The organism is Bacillus sp. I-2 (assembly GCF_001974945.1).
GTDB classification, from domain to species: Bacteria; Bacillota; Bacilli; order Bacillales; family Bacillaceae; genus Bacillus; species Bacillus safensis.
The window spans coordinates 224,080-247,426 of the sequence record NZ_LZRW01000011.1 but is presented as its reverse complement, the minus strand read 5'-3'; the positions used below and the strand labels follow the sequence as shown (position 1 = coordinate 247,426).

The window sequence follows — 23,347 nt, the reverse complement described above, 5'->3', positions numbered from 1 at the left end:
CCCTCCTTTTGTCAATCAGAAAGGTACCTCTTTTCTACAGGAGGTACCTTCATTTTTTTGTTCGCTTTATGCTTGGCGTATAAATGAAATCAGATCATCAACAGATACTTCATGTGATTCACCTGATTTTCTAAACTTCACTTCTACTATACCTTCTTCTGAACGTTTTCCGCAGCTAATACGAATTGGCAGTCCAATTAAATCACTGTCTGCAAATTTCACTCCTGCACGCTCCTGGCGGTCATCAAAAAGTACATCAAAGCCTTCATCTTCTAAGCGCTCGTACAACGTTTCCGCCAGTTCTTTCTGCGTGTCGTTTTTCATATTTAATGCAAGGAGGTGAAGGTCATATGGTGCCACTGTTTCCGGCCAAATGATTCCTTTCTCATCGTGATGCTGTTCAACAATCGCTGACAGCGTTCTAGAGATACCGATGCCATAGCAGCCCATAATCATTGGCTGCGCACGTCCATTCTCATCAAGGTAAGTTGCATCCATTGACTCAGAATAACGAGTGCCGAGTTTAAAGACTTGTCCTACTTCAATCCCTTTTGCAAACTGGATTGTGCCTTCCCCATCTGGAGAAACATCTCCTTCTTGAATCAAGCGAAGATCTGTAAATTCTTTTACTGACACGTCACGTGCAGGATTGACATTGACATAATGATAATCCGCTTCGTTTGCACCAGCGACTGCATTTGTCATTCCCTTCACAGCAAGGTCCGCATAAATATCGACTTCTGCTTCCAGTTTAACAGGTCCAACAAATCCAGGCTCAGTTCCAATGACTTTCAGCACTTCTTCGCGTGAAGCAAGCTCGACAAGCTGTGCTCCTACCAAGTTTTTCACTTTCACATCATTTACTTCATGATCGCCTCTAGTAAGAATGAGAACATACGCATCATCTGCTTTAAACAAAACAGATTTAATGCAAGCAGAAGGGTCAACTTCTAAAAATCCAGCCACATCTTGAATGGTTTTCACTTGCGGCGTGTGGACTTTTTCAAGCTCTTTGAAGTCCGCAGGATTTGCTTCTTCTCCGTGATATACAGCCTCAGCCATTTCAATGTTTGCAGCATATGAGGAAGTATCAGAATAAGCGATGGTATCCTCTCCGACTTCTGAGAGCGCCATGAACTCATGCGTATCTTTTCCTCCCATTGCCCCAGAATCTGCAATGACCGGTCTAAAATTGAGACCCACTTTTGAGAACACATTAGAGTAAGCCGTAAACATTTTGTTGTATGTCTCATCAAGGCTTTCTGGTGAAGAATGGAATGAGTATGCATCCTTCATAATAAATTCACGTCCGCGCAGCAGTCCAAAGCGCGGTCTCTGTTCATCACGGAATTTTGATTGAATTTGATATAAAGTTAAAGGAAGCTTCTTATACGATTTCACTTCGCTGCGTACTAGTGATGTGATCACTTCTTCGTGGGTTGGGCCAAGCGCAAATTCGCGGCCATGGCGATCCTTCATACGCATCAGTTCTGGACCGTATGTATACCATCTTCCTGACTCTTGCCACATTTCCGCCTGCTGCAGCACTGGCATTAACAGCTCAGCTGCGCCTGCCTTTTCCATTTCCTTGCGGACGATCGATTGAATATGCTGAATGACTTTATGCGCAAGCGGCAGATAATGATAGATTCCACTTGTATTTTGTCTAATAAACCCAGCTCTTACTAAGAGTTGATGACTTTTTGCCTCAGCATCTGCCGGCACCTCTCGAAGAGTTGGAATAAAAGTCAGGGATTGTCTCATGTCGTTACACCTCATTTATGAAATAGGACTTCTCACAAAAACTCTTGTTTCCCGGAATGAGAAACAAGAGAGAATGGTTTTTATAAAAATAACCGCTGAATGTCATTCCACGTTACCACTAACATTAACAGCATGAGGAAAGCAACACCGATAAAGACAACAAGTGCTTCCTTCTCACGATTAATAGGTTTACCGCGAATGGCTTCAACAAATAAGAATAGTAAACGTCCTCCGTCTAATGCAGGAATCGGTAACAAATTCACGATGCCTAGGTTGATGCTGAGGAACGCCGCAAACTGCATTAATGTTAACACACCTTGTTTGGCTACTTCTCCTGTCATGTCATAAATTCCAACAGGACCTGCTAACATGTCTAGTGAAAATTGTCCTGTGACAATTTTTTGCAAGTTCGTTAAGATCAGACCTGCCGTTGAAATGACAGTTGTTCCAGAAGATGAAATAACTTTCAAAAATCCATTTTCCGTTGGCGGATATGATCCGAAACGGCCAATGCTTTTCCCATCTGCTTTTACAGCTTCAGGTACAACCTGCACAGTGCTTTCTTTGCCGTCTCGGTCAATGACGACATTCATTTTTTTCTCAGGGTTCTTTTGAACTGTTTGAACGACGTCTGTCCAAGAATTCATTTTCTCGCCGTTAATGGACACGATGTGATCTCCCTGCATGAGTCCAGCCTCAGCCGCCCGGCCGTCTTTCGTCAGCTTACCGAGTACAGGATCATCAACGGTTACCCCTTGAATAAAACCTAAAGCAACCAAAATCACATACGCCAGGATAAAGTTCATAATCGGTCCAGCTGCGATGGCTTTAATTCGCTGCCAAACTGTTTTTGAACCAAATTGACGATTGTATGGTGCGATTTGAATTTCTTCACCATCTGCAATATAGAAGCTTGTTTGACTGACATTGTAGCCAGTCAGAATATCTTCATTTCCAGCTTCATATCCCGAGATTCTCATAGCATGATCTAAATCAATTTGCTCAACTTCGATGACAAGTGCATCAGGATATTTTTCTTTATCATTTAAAATGATCTTTTCTACTTCATTTTGCTCATTGAATAAGAGCCCCACTGTATGACCTGGTTTAATTTCGATAACTTCAGGGTCCTCTCCAGCCATTTTAACAAATCCGCCAATAGGGAGAAGTCTAATGGTATAAACGGTTTCTTTTCGTTTAAAGGAGAAAATCTTCGGCCCAAAACCAATTGCGAACTCGCGGCATAAAATCCCCGCGCGCTGCGCCATAATTAAATGGCCAAGCTCGTGGAAAAAAACGAGCGTTCCAAAAATAATAATAAACGCAATCACTGTATTCACGAACATACCACCTTATGTGAGGATTGATTGAACAAAGTCTCGTGTATCTTTGTCCACTTCATGGATATCTTGCAAACTAGGCGTTGAAATCACATGATGTCTGATTAGTGCCTTTTCAATCAATTCTTCAATTTGCAGGAACGTTACTTTGCCTTTCAGAAATGCATCGACTGCCATTTCATTTGCTGCATTAAGTACAGCAGGCATTGTCCCTCCTATTTTACCTGATTCATAAGCAAAATGTAAGCAGCGATACCTGTCAAAATCCGCTTTTTGGAAATTCAATTGTCCAATCTCCCAAAGGTTCAATGATTTCGCTTCTTGTAACGGCGCCCTGTCAGGGTATGTGAGTGCATATTGAATAGGCACTCTCATGTCTGGTGTCCCTAACTGAGCCATGACGCTTTTGTCGTGAAATTCCACCATCGAATGGATAATGCTCTCTTTATGTAGCAGCACATCAATTTGTTCATAAGGGATATCAAACAACCAATGTGCCTCGATCACCTCGAGCCCTTTATTCATCATCGTCGCTGAATCAATGGTGATTTTCGCTCCCATCGACCAGTTCGGGTGGTTCAGCGCTTCTTCAACCGTAACACCTTCAAGTTCAGTTCGTTTTTTATCTCGGAAACTACCACCTGAAGCTGTCACGATTAAGCGTTCAATATTTTTAGCTTGTTCACCTTGCAGGCATTGAAAAATAGCGGAATGCTCACTATCGACAGGAAGTAAAGGTACATCATATGTTTTAGCGTACTCTTTTACTATATGACCAGCTGTCACAAGTGTTTCCTTATTTGCGAGAGCAATCGTCTTTTTTTGTTCAATGGCCTTTAATGTTGGAACAAGTCCAACACTTCCTACAAGTGCATTGACCACTACGTCCACTGCATCATAGGTCGCTGCCTCGATGTTGGCTTCATCACCAGCAGCCAGCTTCACATCGTATGCAAATGAATGATTTTTTAGCATGTGATAGGTTTCTTCGTCTACACATCCGACGAATTCAGGCTGAAAGCGCTCAATGATCGGAATCGCCTTTGCTATATTTCTGCCAAATGTCATGGCTTTCAGCTTAAACTTGTCCGGGTGCTGCCTGATCACATCTAACGTTTGTTCTCCAATTGATCCTGTTGCGCCTAATAGCGAAATATATTTCAAATTGCCACTCCTTCTCTCGTTCAATAAGTTTCTATGAGGTTAGCTGGCAAACGTTGCGAGCAGTAAGTATAAAAACGGCAGAACGAATAAAAAGCTGTCAAACCTGTCCAAAATCCCGCCATGGCCAGGGAGAATTGTCCCTGAATCCTTCACGTGATAATGACGCTTTAAAGCAGATTCCACAAGGTCGCCAAGCTGTCCAAAGATACTGAGTAAAAGAGTAATAAACATCACAAGCAGATATGATGGCAAAAATCCTGTAACCGCCTGAAACACAAGTGACAACACGACCGCTGTGACGATTCCGCCGATAAATCCTTCTACTGTTTTGTTTGGGCTGATTTCTGGCCAAAGCTTTCGTTTCCCCATAGATTTCCCAATAAAATAGGCTCCTGAGTCAGTAGACCAAATAATCACTGCTGCGAAGAAGATCGCACTCATGCCATATAAGCCTCTAATTTGGATAAAATAATAGAAACTAACGCCAATATATAATGTGGCTAATACAACAAAAGCAACCTCATCGAATGTGAAAGAGTTTTTGCTCAAAACTGTATAAGTTAAAAGTATTAAGACTGCAAATAAAGCAATCTGCATTTTTGATGCGTCCACGTTTGGGAAGAAGCTGTTGTCTCCGCCCATTAAAAGCCAAAGCAATATTAAGCTGACAATACCAGGAAAGCTGAAAATCGAGATCTTTTTCATTCTTAAAAGCTCAAAGAGAGCGACACTTCCCATTAAATAAATCAGCAGGGTAAATGGCATCTGTCCATATATAACTGCAAGCAAAAAGACTGCAGCTGCCAAAACACCCGTCAAAATTCTTTGTTTCATCTGCACCACCCTCTAAATTCCACCGAACCTCCGGCCGCGGCGCTGGTACTCTCCGATAGCGCCTATAAGGTGCTCATCAGAAAAGTCAGGCCAAAGCACATCCGTAAAGACAAACTCGCTGTACGCAATTTGCCAAAGCATAAAGTTGCTTAATCTAATTTCTCCACTCGTGCGAATGAGCAAATCCGGATCTTGAAGAGATTCTGTCATTAAATAAGCTGAAAACATCTCTTCTGTGATGTCTTCTGCTCGAAGCTTACCTTCTTTGACCTTTTCAGAAATTTGTCTGCATGCGGAGACGATTTCTGTGCGCCCTCCATAGTTTAGCGCAAAATTCAAAACGAGCCCGTCGTTATTCGCCGTACTCTTTACTGCGTTCTCTACCGCTTTTTTCGTATGCTGCGGGAGGCCGTCTGGATCACCTGTTAAACGCACACGGACATTCTCCTCGATGAGTTCAGGCAGGTAGATGTTTAAAAATTCTTCAGGAAGTTTCATTAAAAAGTCTACTTCTAGTTTTGGACGTTTCCAATTTTCTGTAGAGAAAGCATACAAAGTCAGCACTTTGACATTCAGCTCATTTGCAAGCTTTGTCATGCGCTTGACGACTTTCATTCCTTCATGATGACCTGCTACCCGTGGAAGAGCACGTTTTTTCGCCCATCTTCCGTTCCCATCCATGATAATGGCGATATGTTCAGGAATTTCTCCATTTAATATGTCTTCTTTTGTTAGGCTTTCTAAGTTGGAAGCTGCTGTTTGCTGATTCTTCCAATTTTTGAGTATATTGAGCATGAGATTCCTCCATCACCCAAAAAGGTTGCGTTCCCGCTAAATAATATAGTCATCAACAGTATTAACAAAAAAACCCCCTGTAAACATGAAGAGGGTCTTTTCACTATTATCTATTGTACATAGTTTTTTCTTAAACTTCCATGATTTCTTTTTCTTTATCTTTCGTCACGTCATCAATTTTAGCAACATATTCATCTGTCAATTTTTGAACATCCTCTGTCGATGATCTTAATTCATCTTCAGTGATCTCCCCATTTTTCTCAAGCTTTTTCAAATCATCGTTTGCATCACGACGCACGTTACGAACAGCTACTTTTGCTTCTTCTGAGTATTTTTTTACGACTTTCACAAGCTCTTTACGTCTTTCTTCTGTCAGCGCAGGAATCGCAATGCGGATCACATTTCCGTCACTTGTTGGCGTGATGCCAAGATCAGACTTTTGGATCGCTTTTTCGATATCACCGATTGCTGTTTTATCGTAAGGTGTGATAATCAGCATACGTGCTTCTGGCACTGTGATCGACGCAATTTGGTTAAGCGGTGTTTGTGCACCGTAATAATCCACTGTCACTTTATCAAGCAGTGAAGCATTTGCACGGCCAGCACGAACAGTTGCAAGCTCACGTCCGTATGCTTGTACGGCTTTTTCCATTTTTTCTTTCGTTTGGTTCAACACTTCTTTTGACACGTTATTTCCCCCTCACGATCGTTCCGATTGATTCGCCGTTTACGGCACGTTTAATATTTCCTTCTTCCATAATGGAGAAGACGATTAATGGAATGTCATTGTCCATACATAATGAGGACGCAGTAGAATCCATTACAGCAAGCCCTTCTTTAAGTACATCAAGATATGAAAGCTTATCATATTTTACTGCATCCGCATCTGTACGAGGATCAGCACTGTAGACACCATCTACATTATTTTTCGCCATTAAAATGACATCTGCTTCAATTTCTGCTGCTCGAAGTGCTGCCGTAGTATCTGTAGAGAAATAAGGGTTTCCTGTTCCAGCAGCAAAAATGACGACACGTTTCTTCTCAAGATGACGGATCGCTTTTCTTCTTATGTATGGCTCTGCAACCTGTCTCATTTCAATAGAGGTTTGCACTCTAGACTGAATGCCAAGCGTTTCTAGGCTGTCCTGTAACGCCAGTGAGTTCATCACTGTTGCCAGCATCCCCATGTAGTCTGCTGTTGCACGGTCCATTCCTAGATCACTGCCTGTCTTCCCGCGCCAAAGGTTTCCTCCGCCTACAACGACTGCAACTTCAACATCAAGCTCTGCAATTTCTTTTACTTGCTTTGCAATTGATTGAATGACAGTTGGGTTAATTCCATTTCCAGCATCACCCGCTAGTGCTTCGCCACTTAGCTTCAGTACAATGCGATTATATTTCGGTTTGCTCATGATAACCTCCAAGTGTATACTATACCGTCTCTTATTATGCGTAAGAAACTGCCTTTTGTAAATCAATATCCTCTAAAAAATAGGGAACACAGTGCTTGTGCTCCCTAAAAAAGCCCCAGAGAGCTTTTCAAACATTATTTTTTCACTTGGCTCATAACTTCTTCAGCAAAGTTGTCTTGACGTTTTTCGATACCTTCGCCCACTTCATAGCGAACATAAGTTTGAACAGTTGCGTTTTTCGCAGCTACAACTTGTTTCACTTTTTCATCTGGGTTTTTAACGAACGCTTGGTCAAGTAAGCAAATTTCTTCGAAGAATTTGTTTAGACGGCCTTCAACCATTTTAGCTACGATGTTTTCAGGCTTTCCTTCTTGAAGCGCTTGCTGTGTTAGTACTTCACGCTCACGGTTTGCTTCTTCTTCTGACACTTGGTCACGAGAAATGTATTTAGGGTTTACAGCTGCAACGTGCATTGCGATGTCTCTTGCAAGCTCTTCGTCAGTTGTTCCATTAAGAACAGCTAACACACCGATACGTCCGCCCATGTGCAGGTAAGAACCGAATGCAGCATTATCTTCTTTTGTGATGACAGAGAAACGGCGTAGAGTGATTTTCTCTCCGATTTTCGCAATTGCAGATGTGATATGCTCTTCGACTGTTGAACCGTTTTCCATTTTAGAAGCATGAGCTTCTTCAAGTGTTGCAGGTTTAGCAGCAAGCAAATGATCAGCAAGTTCGTTAAGAAGTGCTTGGAATCCTTCGTTTTTCGCAACGAAATCAGTCTCAGAGTTCACTTCTAGGATCACGCCTGTGTTGCCGTCAGTTTTGATAAGAGTTAATCCTTCTGCCGCAATACGGTCTGCTTTTTTCGCAGCTTTTGCGATTCCTTTTTCTCTTAGAAGGTCGATTGCTTTCTCGATGTCACCATCAGTTTCTGTTAACGCTTTTTTACAGTCCATCATACCTGCACCAGTTTTTTGACGCAGTTCTTTAACTAATTGAGCAGTAATTGCCATTTTACATTTCCTCCTTCTATGTTAAAACACGGATTACTAGGTGAAAAAAAGGTGATAAAAGGCATTTCCCTCTTATCACCTTTTGAATAGGTTACGCAGTTGTTGTTTCAGTTTCTGTCGTTTCTTCTACAACAGCTTCTTCTTCGCCTTGTTTAGACTCAAGAATCGCATCTGCCATTTTAGCAGTTAGAAGTTTTACAGCACGGATTGCATCATCGTTTGCAGGGATCACAACATCAATTTCGTCTGGATCACAGTTTGTGTCAACGATACCGATGATTGGGATATTCAATTTACGAGCTTCTGCAACTGCAATACGCTCTTTACGAGGGTCGATAATGAAAAGTGCATCCGGAAGACTCTTCATGTCTTTGATTCCGCCTAGGAATTTTTCAAGACGCTCTAATTCTTTTTTCAGTTGAACGACTTCTTTCTTAGGAAGAACTTCGAATGTACCGTTTTCTTGCATTTTTTCAATATCTTTTAAACGTTTAATACGTTTTTGGATTGTTTCAAAGTTTGTTAAAGTTCCACCAAGCCAGCGTTGGTTCACATAGAACATACCAGAACGGATTGCTTCTTCTTTCACTGAATCTTGTGCTTGCTTTTTCGTACCAACGAATAGGATTTTTCCTCCGTCAGCAGCAAGGTTTTTCGTGAAGTTGTAAGCTTCCTCTACTTTTTTCACCGTTTTTTGAAGGTCGATGATGTAGATACCGTTACGCTCTGTAAAGATGTAACGCTTCATTTTTGGGTTCCAACGGCGAGTTTGGTGACCGAAGTGAACACCAGCTTCTAGCAATTGTTTCATAGAAATAACTGACATTTTGTTGCCTCCTAATATAATGGTTTTTTTTCCTCCGCTTAAGTCATGTTCACATAAAACTGCGCCACGGCAGCACCTTTATACGAATCATTAAGCGTGTGTATTTAACACCAAGAAATAATATAACACATGATGGACTGACAATCAAGAATCCTTTACAGCTTTCCGCTAAATTTTAATAAAAGCTCGATTTCTGTCTTGCCAGTTTTCATTTCTTTCGCTATTTCTTCTAGTGACCGCCCTTCATCATATAGGGTCTTCACTTGGTCCTCGAATGTTTCTTCTATTTCACTTTTAGAAGGCAGAGAAGCCTCTGTTTCAAGTTGTGGAACGGGGTCGTTTACCTTCTCTTCCTGCACCTCAACTTCGCTAAGGAGAGCCGGCAGGTGCTCTGGTACGGGATCTTCACTTTCGACCGATTGCTGGGATTCAATTGGTGGTTGTGGCTGCTTTGGTGTCTGAAGATCCGATTTCAGCTCTTCAGCAGAAAAATCAGGGGAAGCGGCTGCCACTTTTGATAGTTTGTCATTCTCTTCTTTGACCTCCATCAAAAATGCAGCCAGGGTATTTTCCGTTTCTTCTAGAAGTTCTCGCTGCTTTTGTTCTGTTGCCTTCAGCGAATTCATTCTCGTATATAAAATAATCACAAAATAAATAAGTGCAGCATGAAGCATGAAGCTAATCAGCCATAACATATTTTTTCACTCACTAACTCTTTAAGATTGAATGGCTTTATCAAGCAGATGCTTAAGCTTGAACAAGGCCTTTGAATGAATTTGCGAAATGCGCGAGGTAGATAAATTGAGCACTTGACCGATTTCCGTTAATGTCAGTTCTTCTTTATAGAAAAGACTGATCACAAGCTTTTCTTTTTCTGAAAGCTCTGTGATTTTTTCAGAAAGCTGTTCAATTAATTCATCTTTCAGCATTTTCTCTTCTGGAGTCACAGACTTCTCGTCGCGAATCATGACTTGGACGTTCTCTCCGTCTTCTTGATCATGCAGCTTCTCATCGATTGAGAGCAGATTTGCAAAGAATCCTTCATTCATCGTTGTGACGACATCCTGTTCACTCATGCCGAGTTCCTCAGCCACCTCTGTCGGCGTCACATTACGCAAATAACGCTGTTCAAGCTTTTCAATAGCCGCTTCTACTTTTTTTGTTTTTTCTCTTGATGTACGAGGCAGCCAGTCCTCTTTACGAAGACCGTCGATAATGGCCCCGCGGATTCTGAAGGATGCATATGTATCAAACTTCAGATCTCTTCCGGGATCAAATTTTTCAAGGGCATCATATAAACCGAGCATCCCTAGACTGATCAAGTCTTCTTTATGCACTGACTTCGGGAGACCGATGGAAATTCTTCCAACATGATATGTGACGAGCGGCATATAGCGGCGCATAAGATCATCTCCAGCAGCTGGGTCTTTCCACTCTTTCCATCTAGCCCATAGCGCCTGATCTTCGTAATTTAAGGATTGCATCTTTATCCCCCTATACTTCCTTAGTTATATCTTCATAATGCCTTGCTTCACAGTACGGATCTCAAGCTCTGCCGTAAGCGGATCGAATTCAATCGTACGGCCACTGTTTCCGCCTGTATCCTCACTAATAATCGGGATATGATGAAGAGACAGATGTTCTTTTACAGCTGAAACGTTTCTAGGTCCAATTCTCATTAGATCATTGGTTGACTTAAACTTAAACATTTCCGCCCCGCCGGCAAGTTTTGCCTTTAGCGCATGTTTGCGTGCGCCTGCTTTTAAGAGCAGATCAATTGTATGCTTGACACCTGTATCTGCATATTTAGCCAAATTCTCCACCGCCCCTTTTGAAAGAGAGGAATCTGGAAGCATAACATGGACAAGGCCTGCCAGCTTTTTGTCTTGATCAAACAAGACAAGCCCTACGCAGGAACCAAGACCGGATGTCCGAATACGGTCCGGTGATTTAACAAGCTGAACATCCGCAATACCAACCTTTACAACTGCCGGAATTTGCACGTTCATTATAGGTTACCTAATGCTTTGAATAGTTTTTCAAACGATTCAAAGTCTGGTAATAGAAACATATTTCCTTTCAGCTCTTGCTTATTTTGATCATCAAAAATAGATGTATCAATCACAATCGCCTGATCGCCAAGAGGACTGAATTGCATCAACCCTTCACTAATGACAGCCCCGAACATATCGAGCGTGACATCTGGAACACTTGGGTAAAGCTGCAATTTGGTTAAATCGGCAAGCGCTGATAAATAAGAGCCTGCTAAAATATTTCCAAGTTCATGAAGTGCTGACGTCCCCATCTCATGTTCATGAATCGTATCAATATCAAATGCCGGATCCTGGACAAGCTCTCTTACAAATTGCTCTGCTTGCTCAAACGGCATAATGAAAAAGATTGAGCCGGTTAAATCCCCTTCCATTCGCAGGAAAATGCTTGCAACAGGAAGGTCTGCACCGCCAAAGAAATCCATTAAATCTTCAAACGAGAGAACCTTGACAAAAGGAACAGCCATATCTATTTTGCGATCCAATAGGTTGGCAAGAGCAGACGCTGCGTGGCCTGCCCCGATATTCCCAACCTCTCCTAAAATATCTAGCTGTTCATCTTTAATTTCGTTGAAAATGCTCATTTCACATCCCCCTTAATGAACAGGTGCACCTTGAACGCTCTTGTCGAGGACAGCACCGGCATGAATGATATTGAAAAGACGCTGATCATGCTTAATGATACCTGTCACCCATGACTGTCCTTCTTTTTCAGCTGATTCAGGAGAAGATTCTACTTCTTCCTGATGGACGGTTATGACATCATTTGCTTCATCAACAATCCAGCCGACTTCAATGTCACCAACTTGTACAATGATCATTCTTGTTTCATCTGTAATTTCGTTGTCAGTAGAGCCAAGTCTGACTCTCAGGTCAATGACAGGTGTCACGACACCGCGTAAATTAATAACACCGCATATATAAGGGGCAACGCCAGGAACTCTTGTCGGCTGCTGCCATTTTTCAATGGACTTTACTTCTGATACTGAAATGGCGTATTCTTTTTTGTTTACGATAAACACAATCATCTTTTCGCCAGTTTTGATATCTGTACTCATTTCAGACCGCTCCTCTATTGTTTTTTACTTGATCAGTGCATTACAGTCAACGATGAGTGCAACTTGACCGTCACCTAGGATCGTTGCGCCGGATATCGCAAATACGTTTGGCAGATAATCTCCTAGTGATTTCAATACAACCTCTTGCTGACCAATAAATGAATCGACCACAAATGCTGTCAGCTTGTCTCCTTTACGAACAACAATGATGTGCAGCTCTTCCTCTAATTCATTCGCATTTGGTACGTTGAATTGTTTCTTCAAGTACACGACCGGTACGATAAATCCGCGGAAATCAATCACTTCACGATCATGCGTTTGCAGGATGTCACTTTTCTTAATGACAGCCGTTTCAATAATAGAAGAAATCGGAATCGCAAATGTTTCCTCTTCTAGTTTTACAAGAAGAACGGAAATAATCGATAATGTAAGCGGAAGCTGGATCGAAAATAGTGAACCCTGTCCTTCTGTTGAGTTAATGCTTACAGATCCGCCAAGTGATTCCAGCTTGTTTTTCACAACGTCAAGACCTACACCGCGGCCTGAGATGTCAGAAATCGTATCAGCTGTAGAGAATCCTGCTGCAAAGATCAATGAATCAATTTGATGATCTTCAAGTGTTTCTGCTTCTCTTTCTGTGATAACCCCGCGCTCTAATGCTTTTTCAAGCACCTTTTTACGGTTAATTCCGCCACCATCATCTTCTACTTCAATGAAGACATGGTTTCCGCTATGGTACGCTTTTAATAGAACCGTACCTTTTTCCGGCTTGCCTTTTTTCACACGTTCTTCTGGTGATTCAATCCCGTGATCTAGACTGTTTCTGAGTAAGTGCAAGAGCGGATCACCAATCTCGTCGATCACTGTTCGATCAAGCTCCGTCTCAGCACCCTCAATAATCAGCTCAATTTTCTTATTAAGCTCTTTCGTCAATTGACGAATCATACGCGGGAATCTGTTAAAGACAGTTTCCACAGGTACCATTCTCATGTTCAGGATGATTGATTGCAGGTCTCCAGAAATACGAGTCATTCTTTCGACTGTGTCTGTGAGTTCGTTATTTTCTAGTTCTTTCGCAATCTGTTCTAAACGGCCTCTATCAATCACAAGTTCTTCAAAAAGATTCATAAGAGAATCAAGACGGTCGATGTTGACACGAATTGTTTTCGTTCCGCCGGCAGCTGCACCGTTATTGCCATTTGCTTTTGGCGCATCATTTGCTGGCGCTTTCGCAGCAGGAACCGATACTTCTTCTTTTTTCTGTTCAGGCTGCGCCTCTTGCTTTTCAGCCGGAGCTGCTTCTTCAAATGCGGAGACTTCAGAGATCTCAACCTTCTCAACCTCTGAGATCGCCGTGACGATTTTCTGCACTTCGTCCATCGGCTGTTTAGAAAGATAAGAAATGCTGAATTCAGATTCAAAATCTTCTGATTCTAACAGTTCTGCATTTGGAACAGTTTTGACAACCTCGCCTGCTTCATTTAATCTTTCAAAAATCATATAGACACGAACGGCTTTTAGTAAGCACGCTTCGCTTAATGTCACGTTAAGTTCATAGCATTTAAAGCCTTGCTCTCTCGCTTCATCAAGAACCGTTCGTTCAAATTCGTTATAATCTAAGTCATTAGCAGCAGCTGATGCATCTGCTGTTTCAACGCTAGAAGCTGCCTCAGCATGGCTTCCTGTCACATCTAGCTTTTTACTAATCTCTGTGACATCACGTTTCCCGTCTCCTCCTTCTGCAATCGATTGAACCATTGCTTCAAGATGATCGAGTGCTTCGAACATCGTATCCATTGACTCAGGAGTGACAATCATTTGTTCATTACGGATAGCATCAAACATGTTTTCTAAATGATGCGTTAAGTGAGCCATATCATCAAAGCCCATCGTTGCACTCATGCCTTTCAATGTATGAGCCGCTCTGAATATATCATTCACTAGCTGCAAGTCGGTTGGGTTCTTTTCTAAATCAAGAAGTTTTTCATTACAAGTTTGTAAGTGTTCTCTGCTTTCATCTAAAAAGATATCTAAGTATTGGTTTACATCCAACGTGTTCACGCCCTCTCTTTTTTCATGGAGCTTATAATTGCATGTGCGATGTCATCCACATGCCTTGTTTCATGTGCAAGGCCTGCTTTAATGACTGATTTAGGCATTCCGAAAACAACACATGATTCTTCTTTTTCTGCAATGACTTTCGTATGACCGCTTGCGACCATTTTTTTGACACCTTCAGTACCGTCACTGCCCATACCTGTCATAATGACAGCGATTTTCTCGTAACCCTTTATGCTGCTGATGGATTCAAATAAATAGTTAACAGATGGCTTGTGCCGGCTTTCCGTGTCTTCAGGGGACAGCCTGATAACAAGTGACCCCCCTTGGTCATGAAGTGACATATTCATTCCACCAGGAGCTATGTAAGCCACTCCATTTTTCGCGATGTCTCCATCTTGCGCTTCTTTAATCGTAATTTGTGATAAATGATCTAACCTAGTAGCAAGTGATGCCGTGAATCCTGCTGGCATATGCTGCACAATCAATATAGGTGCCTCGATGTCCTTAGGCAGCTTCGTTACGACTCGTTGAAGTGCCCTTGGTCCTCCTGTAGATGTTCCGATAGTAATAATCTTTCGGAGTGAGCTGCCTTTTAATGGTTGCAGCCGGGGTGAAGCCACTGGACTTGGCGGCTTTATCACCGGTTTAGGAGACACCTTCTCTTCAGTGCGTTTCCTTGACAGTCCTGCTGCAAGTACCCGCTCTACAATTTGCCCCCTCACTTTGTGCAAATCGAGCGAAATACTTCCCGAAGGCTTTGTCACAAAGTCAAAAGCACCGAGTTCTAAGCAATGGATGGTTAAATCTTTTCCTTGCTTTGTCTGGCTTGACACCATAATCACGGCAAGGTCGTGTTCAGCCAGAATTTGTTTTAATGCTTCTGTCCCATTTAAAACAGGCATTTCCACATCTAACGTGACAACATCTGGATTCAGTTCCTTGATCCGTTTTAAGGCATCTTCCCCATTTCGCGCCGTTCCGACGACTTCTATTTCTTGCTCGGCACTTAGAAAATCACTAATGAGCTTTCTCATAAAGGCCGAGTCATCTACTACTAGCACTCTAATCATGAGTCCACCTTCCTCCTTTTAAAAAAAGAGGACAACTTATCTATAAACGTATGCTGTTCTCTCCGTGCCTCTCTTATCTGCTGATGATATAGTGTTTCTGCCAGCATCTTAATCGTTTTACTCAGCCTTGAATGAGGCTGCTTCATATAAAATGGAATTTGTTCTGATACTGCTTTAGGAACCGCAGGATCTTCAGGCACAGCGCCAGCAAATACAAGTTTTCTGTGAAGAAAAGATGTGACCACTCCTGCTAATTTCCGGTAGGTTTCAGACCCTTCTGACGGGGTTTTGCACCGGTTAACAATGATTTGAACAGACCGTTCAAACTGATGAATGGCTAAGTGTTTGATCGCGCTGTAGGCATCCATGATGGATGTTGGCTCTGGCGTAGTCACAACGACCACTTCTCCTGCTGATAAGACAAAAGGCAGCTGATCTTTTGACAAGCCGGCTCCCATATCAAAGAAGATACAATCGAAGTCCTGCATTATTCTTTCCATCTCTTCCAAAAAGAACGACCATTGATCTTTATCTAAAGAAAACAGCTGTTCAAGCCCGCTTCCGCCAGAAATGTAATATAGGTTGTCCGTTCCTTTTGTCATGGCTGCTTGGAAGGATTTTTTTCTAACGAGAACATCTAATATAGAACTAGTCGATGTTTTCCCTAGTAAAATATCAATATTCCCCATCCCAAAATCAAGATCGATCACTAACACTCTTCTCTCTGTACTTGCAATAGACAGTGCCATATTCAGGGTCAAATTCGATTTACCTACCCCGCCTTTACCGCTCATGACGGCAATGGTTTTTGCCTGTCCGCTACCGTTAAGAGGAGCCGGTGTGATGATTTGACTCTGCTGAACTAGTTTTCTTAATCCTTCTGCTTGGTCGGGCTTCATGATTGTAAAACCATCCTTGTAAGTTCAAGAGGCGAGCCTTCAAGAATATCCTCAGGCACATTTTGACCATTTGTTAAAAAACCAAGTTTGATTTGAGAGTCAGCAATGATTTGAAAAATGGTTCCCATCGTGTCCGTTTCATCTACTTTTGTAAAAATGAATTGATTGATTGGAACGTGCTCAAAGCGTTTGACCATGGCTTTCATGTCTTGATACTTCGATGTGGCACTCATCACGAGAAAACTTTGAATGCTCTCATCGAATGGAATAATGTCGGTCAGCTCTTTGATATACGCTTCTTCTTTAAAGTTACGACCTGCTGTATCGATGAAGATATGATCATACTCTTTAAAGGTCTCTTGGGCTTTTACATAATCCTCTCTTGAATAACAAACCTCAAGCGGTGCATTCAGCAGTTCAGCATATGTTTTCAGCTGTTCGATCGCTGCTATCCGGTACGTATCGGTTGTAATAAAAGCGATTTTCTTTTGCTGTTGAATGGCCGTTTTAGCAGCCAGCTTTGCAATCGTTGTCGTTTTACCAGCTCCGGTAGAACCGAACAGTACAATGTATTTTGAAGAAATCATCGGCTCATCAGAGGTTTTAGCTGGCAGCATATCTGTCAGCAGTTGTTCAAGTTCTTTTTTTATGTGATCTTCTTTAACCACGCCCTTTGTTAAAAGACCCTTCAGGCATTCGTCTCGAATGGCATCATCAAGCCCTTGATCCTTTAGCTTTTGATCGATTGATATGAGAGGATCAGGCAAAATACCCGCATGCCGTTCATTCCTCACATATTCTAAAGGCTGAGTATGAGAAGGCGCTGGTTTCGCCGCCTTGGGAGCAAATGAAGGCTCTTCGGGCAGCTGTTGAACTTGTTCCTTTTTTGGTAATACTGGAAGAGGCGGCGCAGGGTTTAACCCTTTACCAGCTCTTTCTTCGAAATCTTGATCCAGCACTGCAATCACTTCGACCATTTGCTGTTTCTTCAAACCGAACAGTTTGCGTTTGACAACGGTTTTAGAATTTAAAATAACGGCATCTTTCCCAAGCTGCTGCCTGATTTGAATCGTTGCCTCCTGCATAGAATTTGCTGTGATTTTTTTCATTTTCATTAGATATCCACCACTCCGATGCTCTGTACTTCCACATTCGCTTCTAGTTCGTTATAAGATAGTACCGGTAAATCTGGGAAATATCTTTCTAACAACTGCTTAACGTACATTCTTATAGGAGGTGAGCATAATAGAACCGGCGTTTCCTGACGAAGCGAAAGCTGTTCAATTTCTCTCGCCACTGATTGAATCACACTTTCAGAGGATTCTGGATCTAACGATAAGTAGTTTCCATGCTCTGTCTGCTGAACGCTGTCTGCAATCACCTTTTCTACTCGGCCTGAGCATGTCACGACTTTGAGTGATTCATTTTCTCTTGCATACTGTGCGGTAATCTGTCTTGCGAGCGCCTGTCTCACATACTCTGTTAATAAATCAGTATCAGTCGTTAATTTTCCGTAGTCTGCAAGCGTCTCAAAAATGGTGACAAGGTTTCGGATAGAGACCTTTTCTTTCAGCAGCTTCGCCAGTACTTTTTGAATATCACCGACTGCCAGCGGATTTGGCGTTACCTCATCCACTAAGACAGGATAACTTTCTTTCAGATGATCGATTAATTGCTTCGTTTCTTGGCGTCCGAGCAGCTCGTGTGTGTTTTGTCTAATCTTCTCTGTGATGTGAGTAGACACAACAGAAGCTGGGTCCACAACCGTATAGCCTAGCATCTCAGCCTGATCTTTTTCTGCTTCTGATATCCATTTAGCCGGCAGACCAAAGGATGGTTCGATTGTTTCAATTCCTTCAATCGGATCATCATCAGGCGTTGGGGACATCGCTAAGTAATGATCGAGCAGCAGCTCACCTTTTGCTACTTCGTTCCCTTTAATTTTCAACCGGTATTCATTTGGGTTCAGTGCAATATTGTCCCTGATCCGGACGACTGGAATGACAAGACCAAGTTCGAGGGCAAGCTGCCTTCGGATCATCACAATTCGGTCTAACAGGTCACCGCCCTGATTTGCATCAGCGAGCGGGATCAGGCCGTAGCCAAATTCAAATTCAATGGCATCCATTTGCAGGAGATGAATAACGCTTTCTGGACTTTTCATCTCTTCTACCTCTGCTTGTTCCTCTAGTACCTCTTCGATTTCTTCTTGGTCTTGTTTGTTTTTCGACATCATGTATGCGCCAAGGGCAAGTAAACCTGCGATCGGCCCTGTCAAAAGGATGCCGATTGGAGTAAAGAGCCCAAGAAGGAAGATCGTGCCTGCTGTCACATAAAGCATGGCTGGGAATGCAAAGAGCTGCCCTGTAATATCTGATCCAAGGTTTCCGTTAGAAGCAGCTCTCGTCACGACAATCCCTGTTGCCGTTGAGATGAGGAGTGCCGGAATTTGCGAAACGATTCCGTCCCCTACCGTTAATAGGGTAAAGTGGGAAGCCGATTCTTGAATCGACATTCCTTGCTGAAGCATTCCGATAATGATTCCAAATATAATATTGATGATGACGATGATAATACCTGCGATGGCGTCCCCTTTAACGAACTTACTGGCACCATCCATCGCTCCATAAAAGTCTGCTTCTCTCGCTACTTTTTCACGGCGGTTTCTTGCTTCACTTTCGGTCAGCATTCCTGCATTTAAATCTGCGTCAATACTCATTTGTTTACCTGGCATCGCATCGAGTGTAAATCTTGCCGCAACCTCTGATACACGCTCTGCCCCTTTTGTGATAACAATAAACTGAATGATGATCAGGATAAGGAAAACAACAAGACCAACGAGGACATTTCCTCCAACAACAAATGAACCGAACGTTTCGACAACCTTTCCAGCATCTCCTGTTGAAAGAATAGAACGTGTTGTAGAGATGTTTAGCCCTAAACGAAACAGCGTTAAGAGCAAAAGCAATGATGGAAAAATTGAAAATTGCAGTGGTTCTTGCATGTTCATTGTGGTGAGAAGCACGATAAGCGCAAGAGAAATATTAATAATGATTAAAATACTTAATAAAATGGGCGGAAACGGTATGACCAGCATCGCCACAATTAAAATAACACTGAATAAAACAGATAAATCTCTTGCTGACATGCCTGTTCTCTCCTTTTAAAACCAAAAATTCATAAAATCTTTTGTTTCGTTTTATAGACGTAAGCTAAAATTTCTGCGATGGCCTTAAAGTATTCTTCCGGCACCGCTTGGTCGATGTCAACCTGATCATAGAGCGCGCGGGCAAGCGGGCGGTTCTCTACAGTCATGACATCATGTTCTTTCGCAATCGTTCTAATTTTCAAAGCCAAAATATCCGTACCCTTTGCCACAACATAGGGCGCGTCCATTTTTTCTTCATCATACTTTAAAGCAATGGCATAGTGGGTTGGGTTTGTAATGATGACGTCCGCTTTTGGGACTTCCTGCATCATCCGTCTCATGGCCATTTCCCGCTGACGCTGTTTAATCTTTGATTTGATGAGCGGGTCACCCTCTGATTTTTTATACTCATCTTTGATGTCTTGTTTGGACATCCGCAAGTTTTTTTCATAATCAAATTTCTGATACATATAATCAAGCCCTGCCAAAATCAAAAGAGCACCAGCAGCATACAGCCCCATAATTAAGGTCATATTTGCAACGAAATGAAGGGTTTCCTCTGCTGTTAATAAAGGAAGCCGCAGAATTTCGTCAAAGTGCATCCAAAGAGCAATAAATGTCGCAAAGCCAACAAAGCCAATTTTCAAAATGGATTTTAATAGCTCTACGAGGGCTCGAATACTGTATATCCGTTTAAACCCTTTGATTGGGTCAAGCTTTTCTAATTTCGGTTTGATCACTTCTGCTGAAAAGAGAAAGCCGACTTGTAAATAGTTACTGATAATCCCCGCCAGCATGCCAACACCAAGGATTGGCATGAGGAGGAGCCCTGTTTCCTGAAGCAATTCCAAGAATAATTGATGAATATTAGATGTGCTAACTTTCATTAGCATGGTTGTTGAATAAAAACGTTCTATGAGCGCGATAATCCGCTCTTTCATAAAAGGCCCAATAAAAAAGAATGATAAAAAGATTAATAGAAATGAGATGGCTGTATTGACGTCGGTACTTTTGGCAACCTGTCCTTTTTTACGTGAATCCCGCCTTTTTTTCGGCGTTGCTTTTTCTGTTTTTTCACCTGCGAAAAATTGCAAGTCTAGTCTAAGCCTTGTCATCATGACGAACCACCGACCAATGCTAAGAAATTCCTCATGGTGAGTACAATCGTTTCAAATGTATTTTGGACAACACCGAAGATGACGCCCATACAGATGATGATCATAATAAAACTCACACCCATTTTAATAGGAAGTCCAACCACAAATACGTTCATTTGCGGAACTGTACGTGCCACAATCCCCAGCGCCAAATCGACTAAAAACAGACTAGCCACGACAGGTGCCGAGATTTGAAAGGCGATGATAAACATTTGGTTGAAGCTCTTTGCGATAAAGTAAGCAAAGGATTCACTGCCGAAATTCAGCGCGTATTGATCAACTGCAATGTATTGAAAGCTGTAATAGATTCCATCAAGCAGCAAGTGATGTGCGTTTGTTGCCAGCATCAACAGCAATGTGACCGTATAAAAAAACTGTCCCATCAGCGGTGTCTGCGCCCCTGTTTGTGGGTCAATAATATTGGCAATCGCAAAACCCATTTGAAAATCAATGAATGAGCCGGCAATCTGAACAGCGGACACCATGATGTATGCAATCAGCCCAAGCAGAAGTCCGACCATTGCTTCTTTCACCGCAAGCATCATATAAAGACCGTCTATGTCGAGTGCTGGCGGTTCTTTTATGGTGCTAAAACTAATGACAGCTAAAAACAGTGAGAATCCAACTCTGTGTACAGCAGGGATCGTTCTATGCGCTAAAAGCGGTACTGTCACAAAAAAAGCGGTGATCCGAATAAAAACTAAAAGAAAAGCAGGGAATAATTCTATGATTGACATCGCTTGTTAACCTGCAAATCGATCTAAATTCGAGAACAGCTCTGTCGTAAAGGACACGATTGTTGAAAGCATCCATGGACCAAACACAACAAGCCCAATGAGTACAGCAACAATCTTAGGAATAAACGCAAGCGTCTGTTCTTGAATTTGGGTTGTCGCCTGAAACACACTGACAATCAGTCCCACAATAAGTGCGAGCGCTAGAAGCGGTCCACTCACAAGCAATACTACATACACTGATCTTTCAGCCATCGTAATGACAAATTCTGAACTCATGTTTTAAGCACCTACTCTAAAAGCTTTGCAGCAAAGATTTAACTATCAAATACCATCCATCGACTAAAACAAATAACAATATTTTGAAAGGGAGCGATATCATAACCGGCGGAAGCATCATCATCCCCATTGACATCAGAACACTTGCGACCACCATGTCAATAATTAAAAATGGAATAAAGATCATAAAACCAATTTGAAATGCCGTCTTTAATTCTGAAATGGCAAAAGCGGGAACCATCGCCGTTAATGGAATATCTTTAATCGATTCAGGTGTATCCATTTTTGCGTAGCTAAGAAATAAAGCCAAATCTTTCTGTCTTGTATGTTTACTCATAAACTCTTTAATAGGCACTTCGGCTTTTTCATACGCCTGATTTAACGTGATGTCATCATTTAAAAGCGGCGTCAGCGCCTCTTTATTAATCTGTGAGAACGTGGGCGCCATGATAAAAAATGTGAGAAACAAAGCAAGTCCAACAAGCACTTGGTTTGGCGGCATTGAGTTGGTTGCAAGTGATGTTCTGACGAATGAAAGAACAATCACAATCCGTGTAAAACAAGTCATTAAAATGAGAATGCCCGGTGCAACCGAAAATACAGTTAAAAGTAATAGAAGACGGACAGATGTGCTGATATTTCCTGCACCGCTGGAATTAAATAAATCGATAAACTCATTCATTTTGTTTCGGGCCTTTCTTTCTGACTTCTGATTGGGTCTTTTTCAATTCGGCTAGCTGAGCCTTTAAATTGGCTGAAAAAGAAGAAGTGGTCGGCTGATCATGTTTCTTTACCTGCGATGTGAATTTTTGAACCATTTTTGGCAAATCGGTTTTGCTTTCCATCGCTTCTTCATATTGTTTCACGATTGCTTCACATTCTTGTTCATCATCAATCTCTTTTAGCAGCTGGATTGAGTCTGCTACGCCGACAACTAATACTCTTTTGCCCACTTTGATCAGCTGGACTGAACGGTTTTGTCCGACTGTCGTTCCGCCAATATTTTCAACATATCGAAATGGTTTGAGTAAGCGGTTTTGCTTACCAACAAATCTCACCAATCCATAAATAAGCAGGATGACAAAAAGTAAGGCACCAATCATTTTGACAAAATCCATAATGGAGACAGAAGAAGAGGGAACTTCTTCTGCCGGATTCGTTTGATTGTCAGTGGTTTTCTTCTCTGTATCCTTTTTGCTTTCTTTCTCACCTTTGAGCCAGTCATTCACTGTGCCATTCTCAGGATCTTTCGTTTCGGCAAACAGTGAGGCAGGCTGCATCGTCAAGAAAAGCATAAAACTGATCATTGCTATACATATCAAACGTTTTTTCAACAAATCTTACACCCTTTTTTAGCCTAACGTTTTATTAATTGCTTCAAGTACGCGGTCTGCCTGGAATGGCTTCACGATAAAGTCTTTTGCACCTGCTTGGATCGCGTCAATAACCATTGACTGCTGTCCCATAGCAGAACACATGATGATTTTTGCAGAAGCATCGATTTGTTTAATTTCTTTTAGTGCAGTGATTCCGTCCATTTCTGGCATTGTGATATCCATTGTGACAAGATCAGGAGATGTTTCTTTGTATTTTTCAACTGCTTGTGCGCCGTTTTCTGCTTCTCCTACTACATCAAATCCGTTTTTTACAAGAATATCCTTGATCATCATTCTCATGAATGCTGCATCATCTACGATTAATACCTTAGTAGCCATTTACTTATTCTCTCCCTATATGTT

General features: G+C 42.0%; 25 protein-coding genes. All 25 read right to left on the bottom strand.

Annotated features, from left to right (window positions below; genetic code table 11):
* Nucleotides 1-66: 66 nt before the first annotated feature.
* Complete coding sequence (locus BAE31_RS04740; RefSeq protein WP_076839576.1) at nt 67-1,764, bottom strand: proline--tRNA ligase; 1,698 nt, start codon at nt 1,762-1,764, stop codon at nt 67-69.
* A gap of 80 nt (nt 1,765-1,844) precedes the next feature.
* Nucleotides 1,845-3,110 carry an RIP metalloprotease RseP gene (gene rseP, locus BAE31_RS04735; RefSeq protein ID WP_087975441.1) on the bottom strand — a complete coding sequence of 422 codons (1,266 nt, stop codon included), beginning with the start codon at nt 3,108-3,110 and terminating at the stop codon, nt 1,845-1,847.
* Nucleotides 3,111-3,116: 6 nt separating this feature from the next.
* Nucleotides 3,117-4,268: a 1-deoxy-D-xylulose-5-phosphate reductoisomerase gene (gene dxr / locus BAE31_RS04730; protein WP_041109015.1), complete on the bottom strand. Its 1,152-nt coding sequence runs from the start codon at nt 4,266-4,268 to the stop codon at nt 3,117-3,119.
* A gap of 39 nt (nt 4,269-4,307) precedes the next feature.
* Nucleotides 4,308-5,102, bottom strand: a complete 795-nt coding sequence (locus BAE31_RS04725) for a phosphatidate cytidylyltransferase (RefSeq protein ID WP_024424148.1) — start codon at nt 5,100-5,102, stop codon at nt 4,308-4,310.
* Nucleotides 5,103-5,114: 12 nt separating this feature from the next.
* A complete protein-coding gene (locus BAE31_RS04720) occupies nt 5,115-5,897 on the bottom strand; it encodes an isoprenyl transferase (RefSeq protein WP_024424149.1) in 783 nt (260 codons plus the stop codon).
* A gap of 130 nt (nt 5,898-6,027) precedes the next feature.
* On the bottom strand, nt 6,028-6,585 hold the full coding sequence (frr, locus tag BAE31_RS04715; protein ID WP_024424150.1) for a ribosome recycling factor: 558 nt from the start codon (nt 6,583-6,585) through the stop codon (nt 6,028-6,030).
* Nucleotide 6,586: 1 nt separating this feature from the next.
* On the bottom strand, nt 6,587-7,309 hold the full coding sequence (pyrH, locus tag BAE31_RS04710; RefSeq protein ID WP_008344767.1) for a UMP kinase: 723 nt from the start codon (nt 7,307-7,309) through the stop codon (nt 6,587-6,589).
* A 134-nt stretch (nt 7,310-7,443) separates the two neighbouring features.
* The gene (gene tsf, locus BAE31_RS04705; RefSeq protein ID WP_024424151.1) at nt 7,444-8,325 is read right to left on the bottom strand and encodes a translation elongation factor Ts; all 882 of its coding nucleotides are present in this window, start codon (nt 8,323-8,325) and stop codon (nt 7,444-7,446) included.
* A gap of 91 nt (nt 8,326-8,416) precedes the next feature.
* Entirely contained in the window at nt 8,417-9,151 is a 735-nt protein-coding gene (gene rpsB, locus BAE31_RS04700; protein ID WP_024426991.1) for a 30S ribosomal protein S2, read from the bottom strand.
* 155 nt (nt 9,152-9,306) lie between these two features.
* Nucleotides 9,307-9,846, bottom strand: coding sequence for a Swarming motility protein SwrB (locus BAE31_RS04695; protein WP_076839574.1), 540 nt, complete (start codon nt 9,844-9,846; stop codon nt 9,307-9,309).
* A 21-nt stretch (nt 9,847-9,867) separates the two neighbouring features.
* Entirely contained in the window at nt 9,868-10,635 is a 768-nt protein-coding gene (locus BAE31_RS04690; RefSeq protein ID WP_024424154.1) for a FliA/WhiG family RNA polymerase sigma factor, read from the bottom strand.
* A gap of 24 nt (nt 10,636-10,659) precedes the next feature.
* Entirely contained in the window at nt 10,660-11,160 is a 501-nt protein-coding gene (locus tag BAE31_RS04685; protein ID WP_024424155.1) for a chemotaxis protein CheD, read from the bottom strand.
* A complete protein-coding gene (locus BAE31_RS04680; protein WP_024424156.1) occupies nt 11,160-11,786 on the bottom strand; it encodes a chemotaxis protein CheC in 627 nt (208 codons plus the stop codon). Before BAE31_RS04680 ends, BAE31_RS04685 begins: the two co-directional genes overlap by 1 nt.
* Before the next feature lie 12 nt (nt 11,787-11,798).
* A complete protein-coding gene (locus tag BAE31_RS04675; protein WP_024424157.1) occupies nt 11,799-12,260 on the bottom strand; it encodes a chemotaxis protein CheW in 462 nt (153 codons plus the stop codon).
* Nucleotides 12,261-12,284: 24 nt separating this feature from the next.
* Complete coding sequence (locus BAE31_RS04670) at nt 12,285-14,312, bottom strand: chemotaxis protein CheA (protein WP_041109011.1); 2,028 nt, start codon at nt 14,310-14,312, stop codon at nt 12,285-12,287.
* Nucleotides 14,313-14,317: 5 nt separating this feature from the next.
* Complete coding sequence (locus BAE31_RS04665) at nt 14,318-15,391, bottom strand: protein-glutamate methylesterase/protein-glutamine glutaminase (RefSeq protein WP_075623043.1); 1,074 nt, start codon at nt 15,389-15,391, stop codon at nt 14,318-14,320.
* The gene (locus BAE31_RS04660; protein WP_075623042.1) at nt 15,388-16,293 is read right to left on the bottom strand and encodes a MinD/ParA family protein; all 906 of its coding nucleotides are present in this window, start codon (nt 16,291-16,293) and stop codon (nt 15,388-15,390) included. The genes BAE31_RS04665 and BAE31_RS04660 overlap by 4 nt, the downstream gene beginning before the upstream one ends.
* Complete coding sequence (flhF, locus tag BAE31_RS04655) at nt 16,287-17,405, bottom strand: flagellar biosynthesis GTPase FlhF (protein ID WP_076839572.1); 1,119 nt, start codon at nt 17,403-17,405, stop codon at nt 16,287-16,289. Before flhF ends, BAE31_RS04660 begins: the two co-directional genes overlap by 7 nt.
* The gene (flhA, locus tag BAE31_RS04650; protein ID WP_041109003.1) at nt 17,405-19,438 is read right to left on the bottom strand and encodes a flagellar biosynthesis protein FlhA; all 2,034 of its coding nucleotides are present in this window, start codon (nt 19,436-19,438) and stop codon (nt 17,405-17,407) included. Before flhA ends, flhF begins: the two co-directional genes overlap by 1 nt.
* Nucleotides 19,439-19,467: 29 nt before the next feature.
* On the bottom strand, nt 19,468-20,556 hold the full coding sequence (flhB, locus tag BAE31_RS04645; RefSeq protein ID WP_034623630.1) for a flagellar biosynthesis protein FlhB: 1,089 nt from the start codon (nt 20,554-20,556) through the stop codon (nt 19,468-19,470).
* Entirely contained in the window at nt 20,553-21,332 is a 780-nt protein-coding gene (gene fliR, locus BAE31_RS04640; RefSeq protein WP_024426982.1) for a flagellar biosynthetic protein FliR, read from the bottom strand. Before fliR ends, flhB begins: the two co-directional genes overlap by 4 nt.
* Before the next feature lie 6 nt (nt 21,333-21,338).
* On the bottom strand, nt 21,339-21,608 hold the full coding sequence (fliQ, locus tag BAE31_RS04635; protein ID WP_003211206.1) for a flagellar biosynthesis protein FliQ: 270 nt from the start codon (nt 21,606-21,608) through the stop codon (nt 21,339-21,341).
* A 16-nt stretch (nt 21,609-21,624) separates the two neighbouring features.
* Nucleotides 21,625-22,290 carry a flagellar type III secretion system pore protein FliP gene (gene fliP, locus BAE31_RS04630; protein WP_008354479.1) on the bottom strand — a complete coding sequence of 222 codons (666 nt, stop codon included), beginning with the start codon at nt 22,288-22,290 and terminating at the stop codon, nt 21,625-21,627.
* The gene (gene fliZ, locus BAE31_RS04625; RefSeq protein WP_025092584.1) at nt 22,283-22,942 is read right to left on the bottom strand and encodes a flagella biosynthesis regulatory protein FliZ; all 660 of its coding nucleotides are present in this window, start codon (nt 22,940-22,942) and stop codon (nt 22,283-22,285) included. Before fliZ ends, fliP begins: the two co-directional genes overlap by 8 nt.
* Before the next feature lie 18 nt (nt 22,943-22,960).
* Nucleotides 22,961-23,323, bottom strand: a complete 363-nt coding sequence (locus tag BAE31_RS04620; RefSeq protein ID WP_007499584.1) for a response regulator — start codon at nt 23,321-23,323, stop codon at nt 22,961-22,963.
* Nucleotides 23,324-23,347 lie beyond the last annotated feature (24 nt).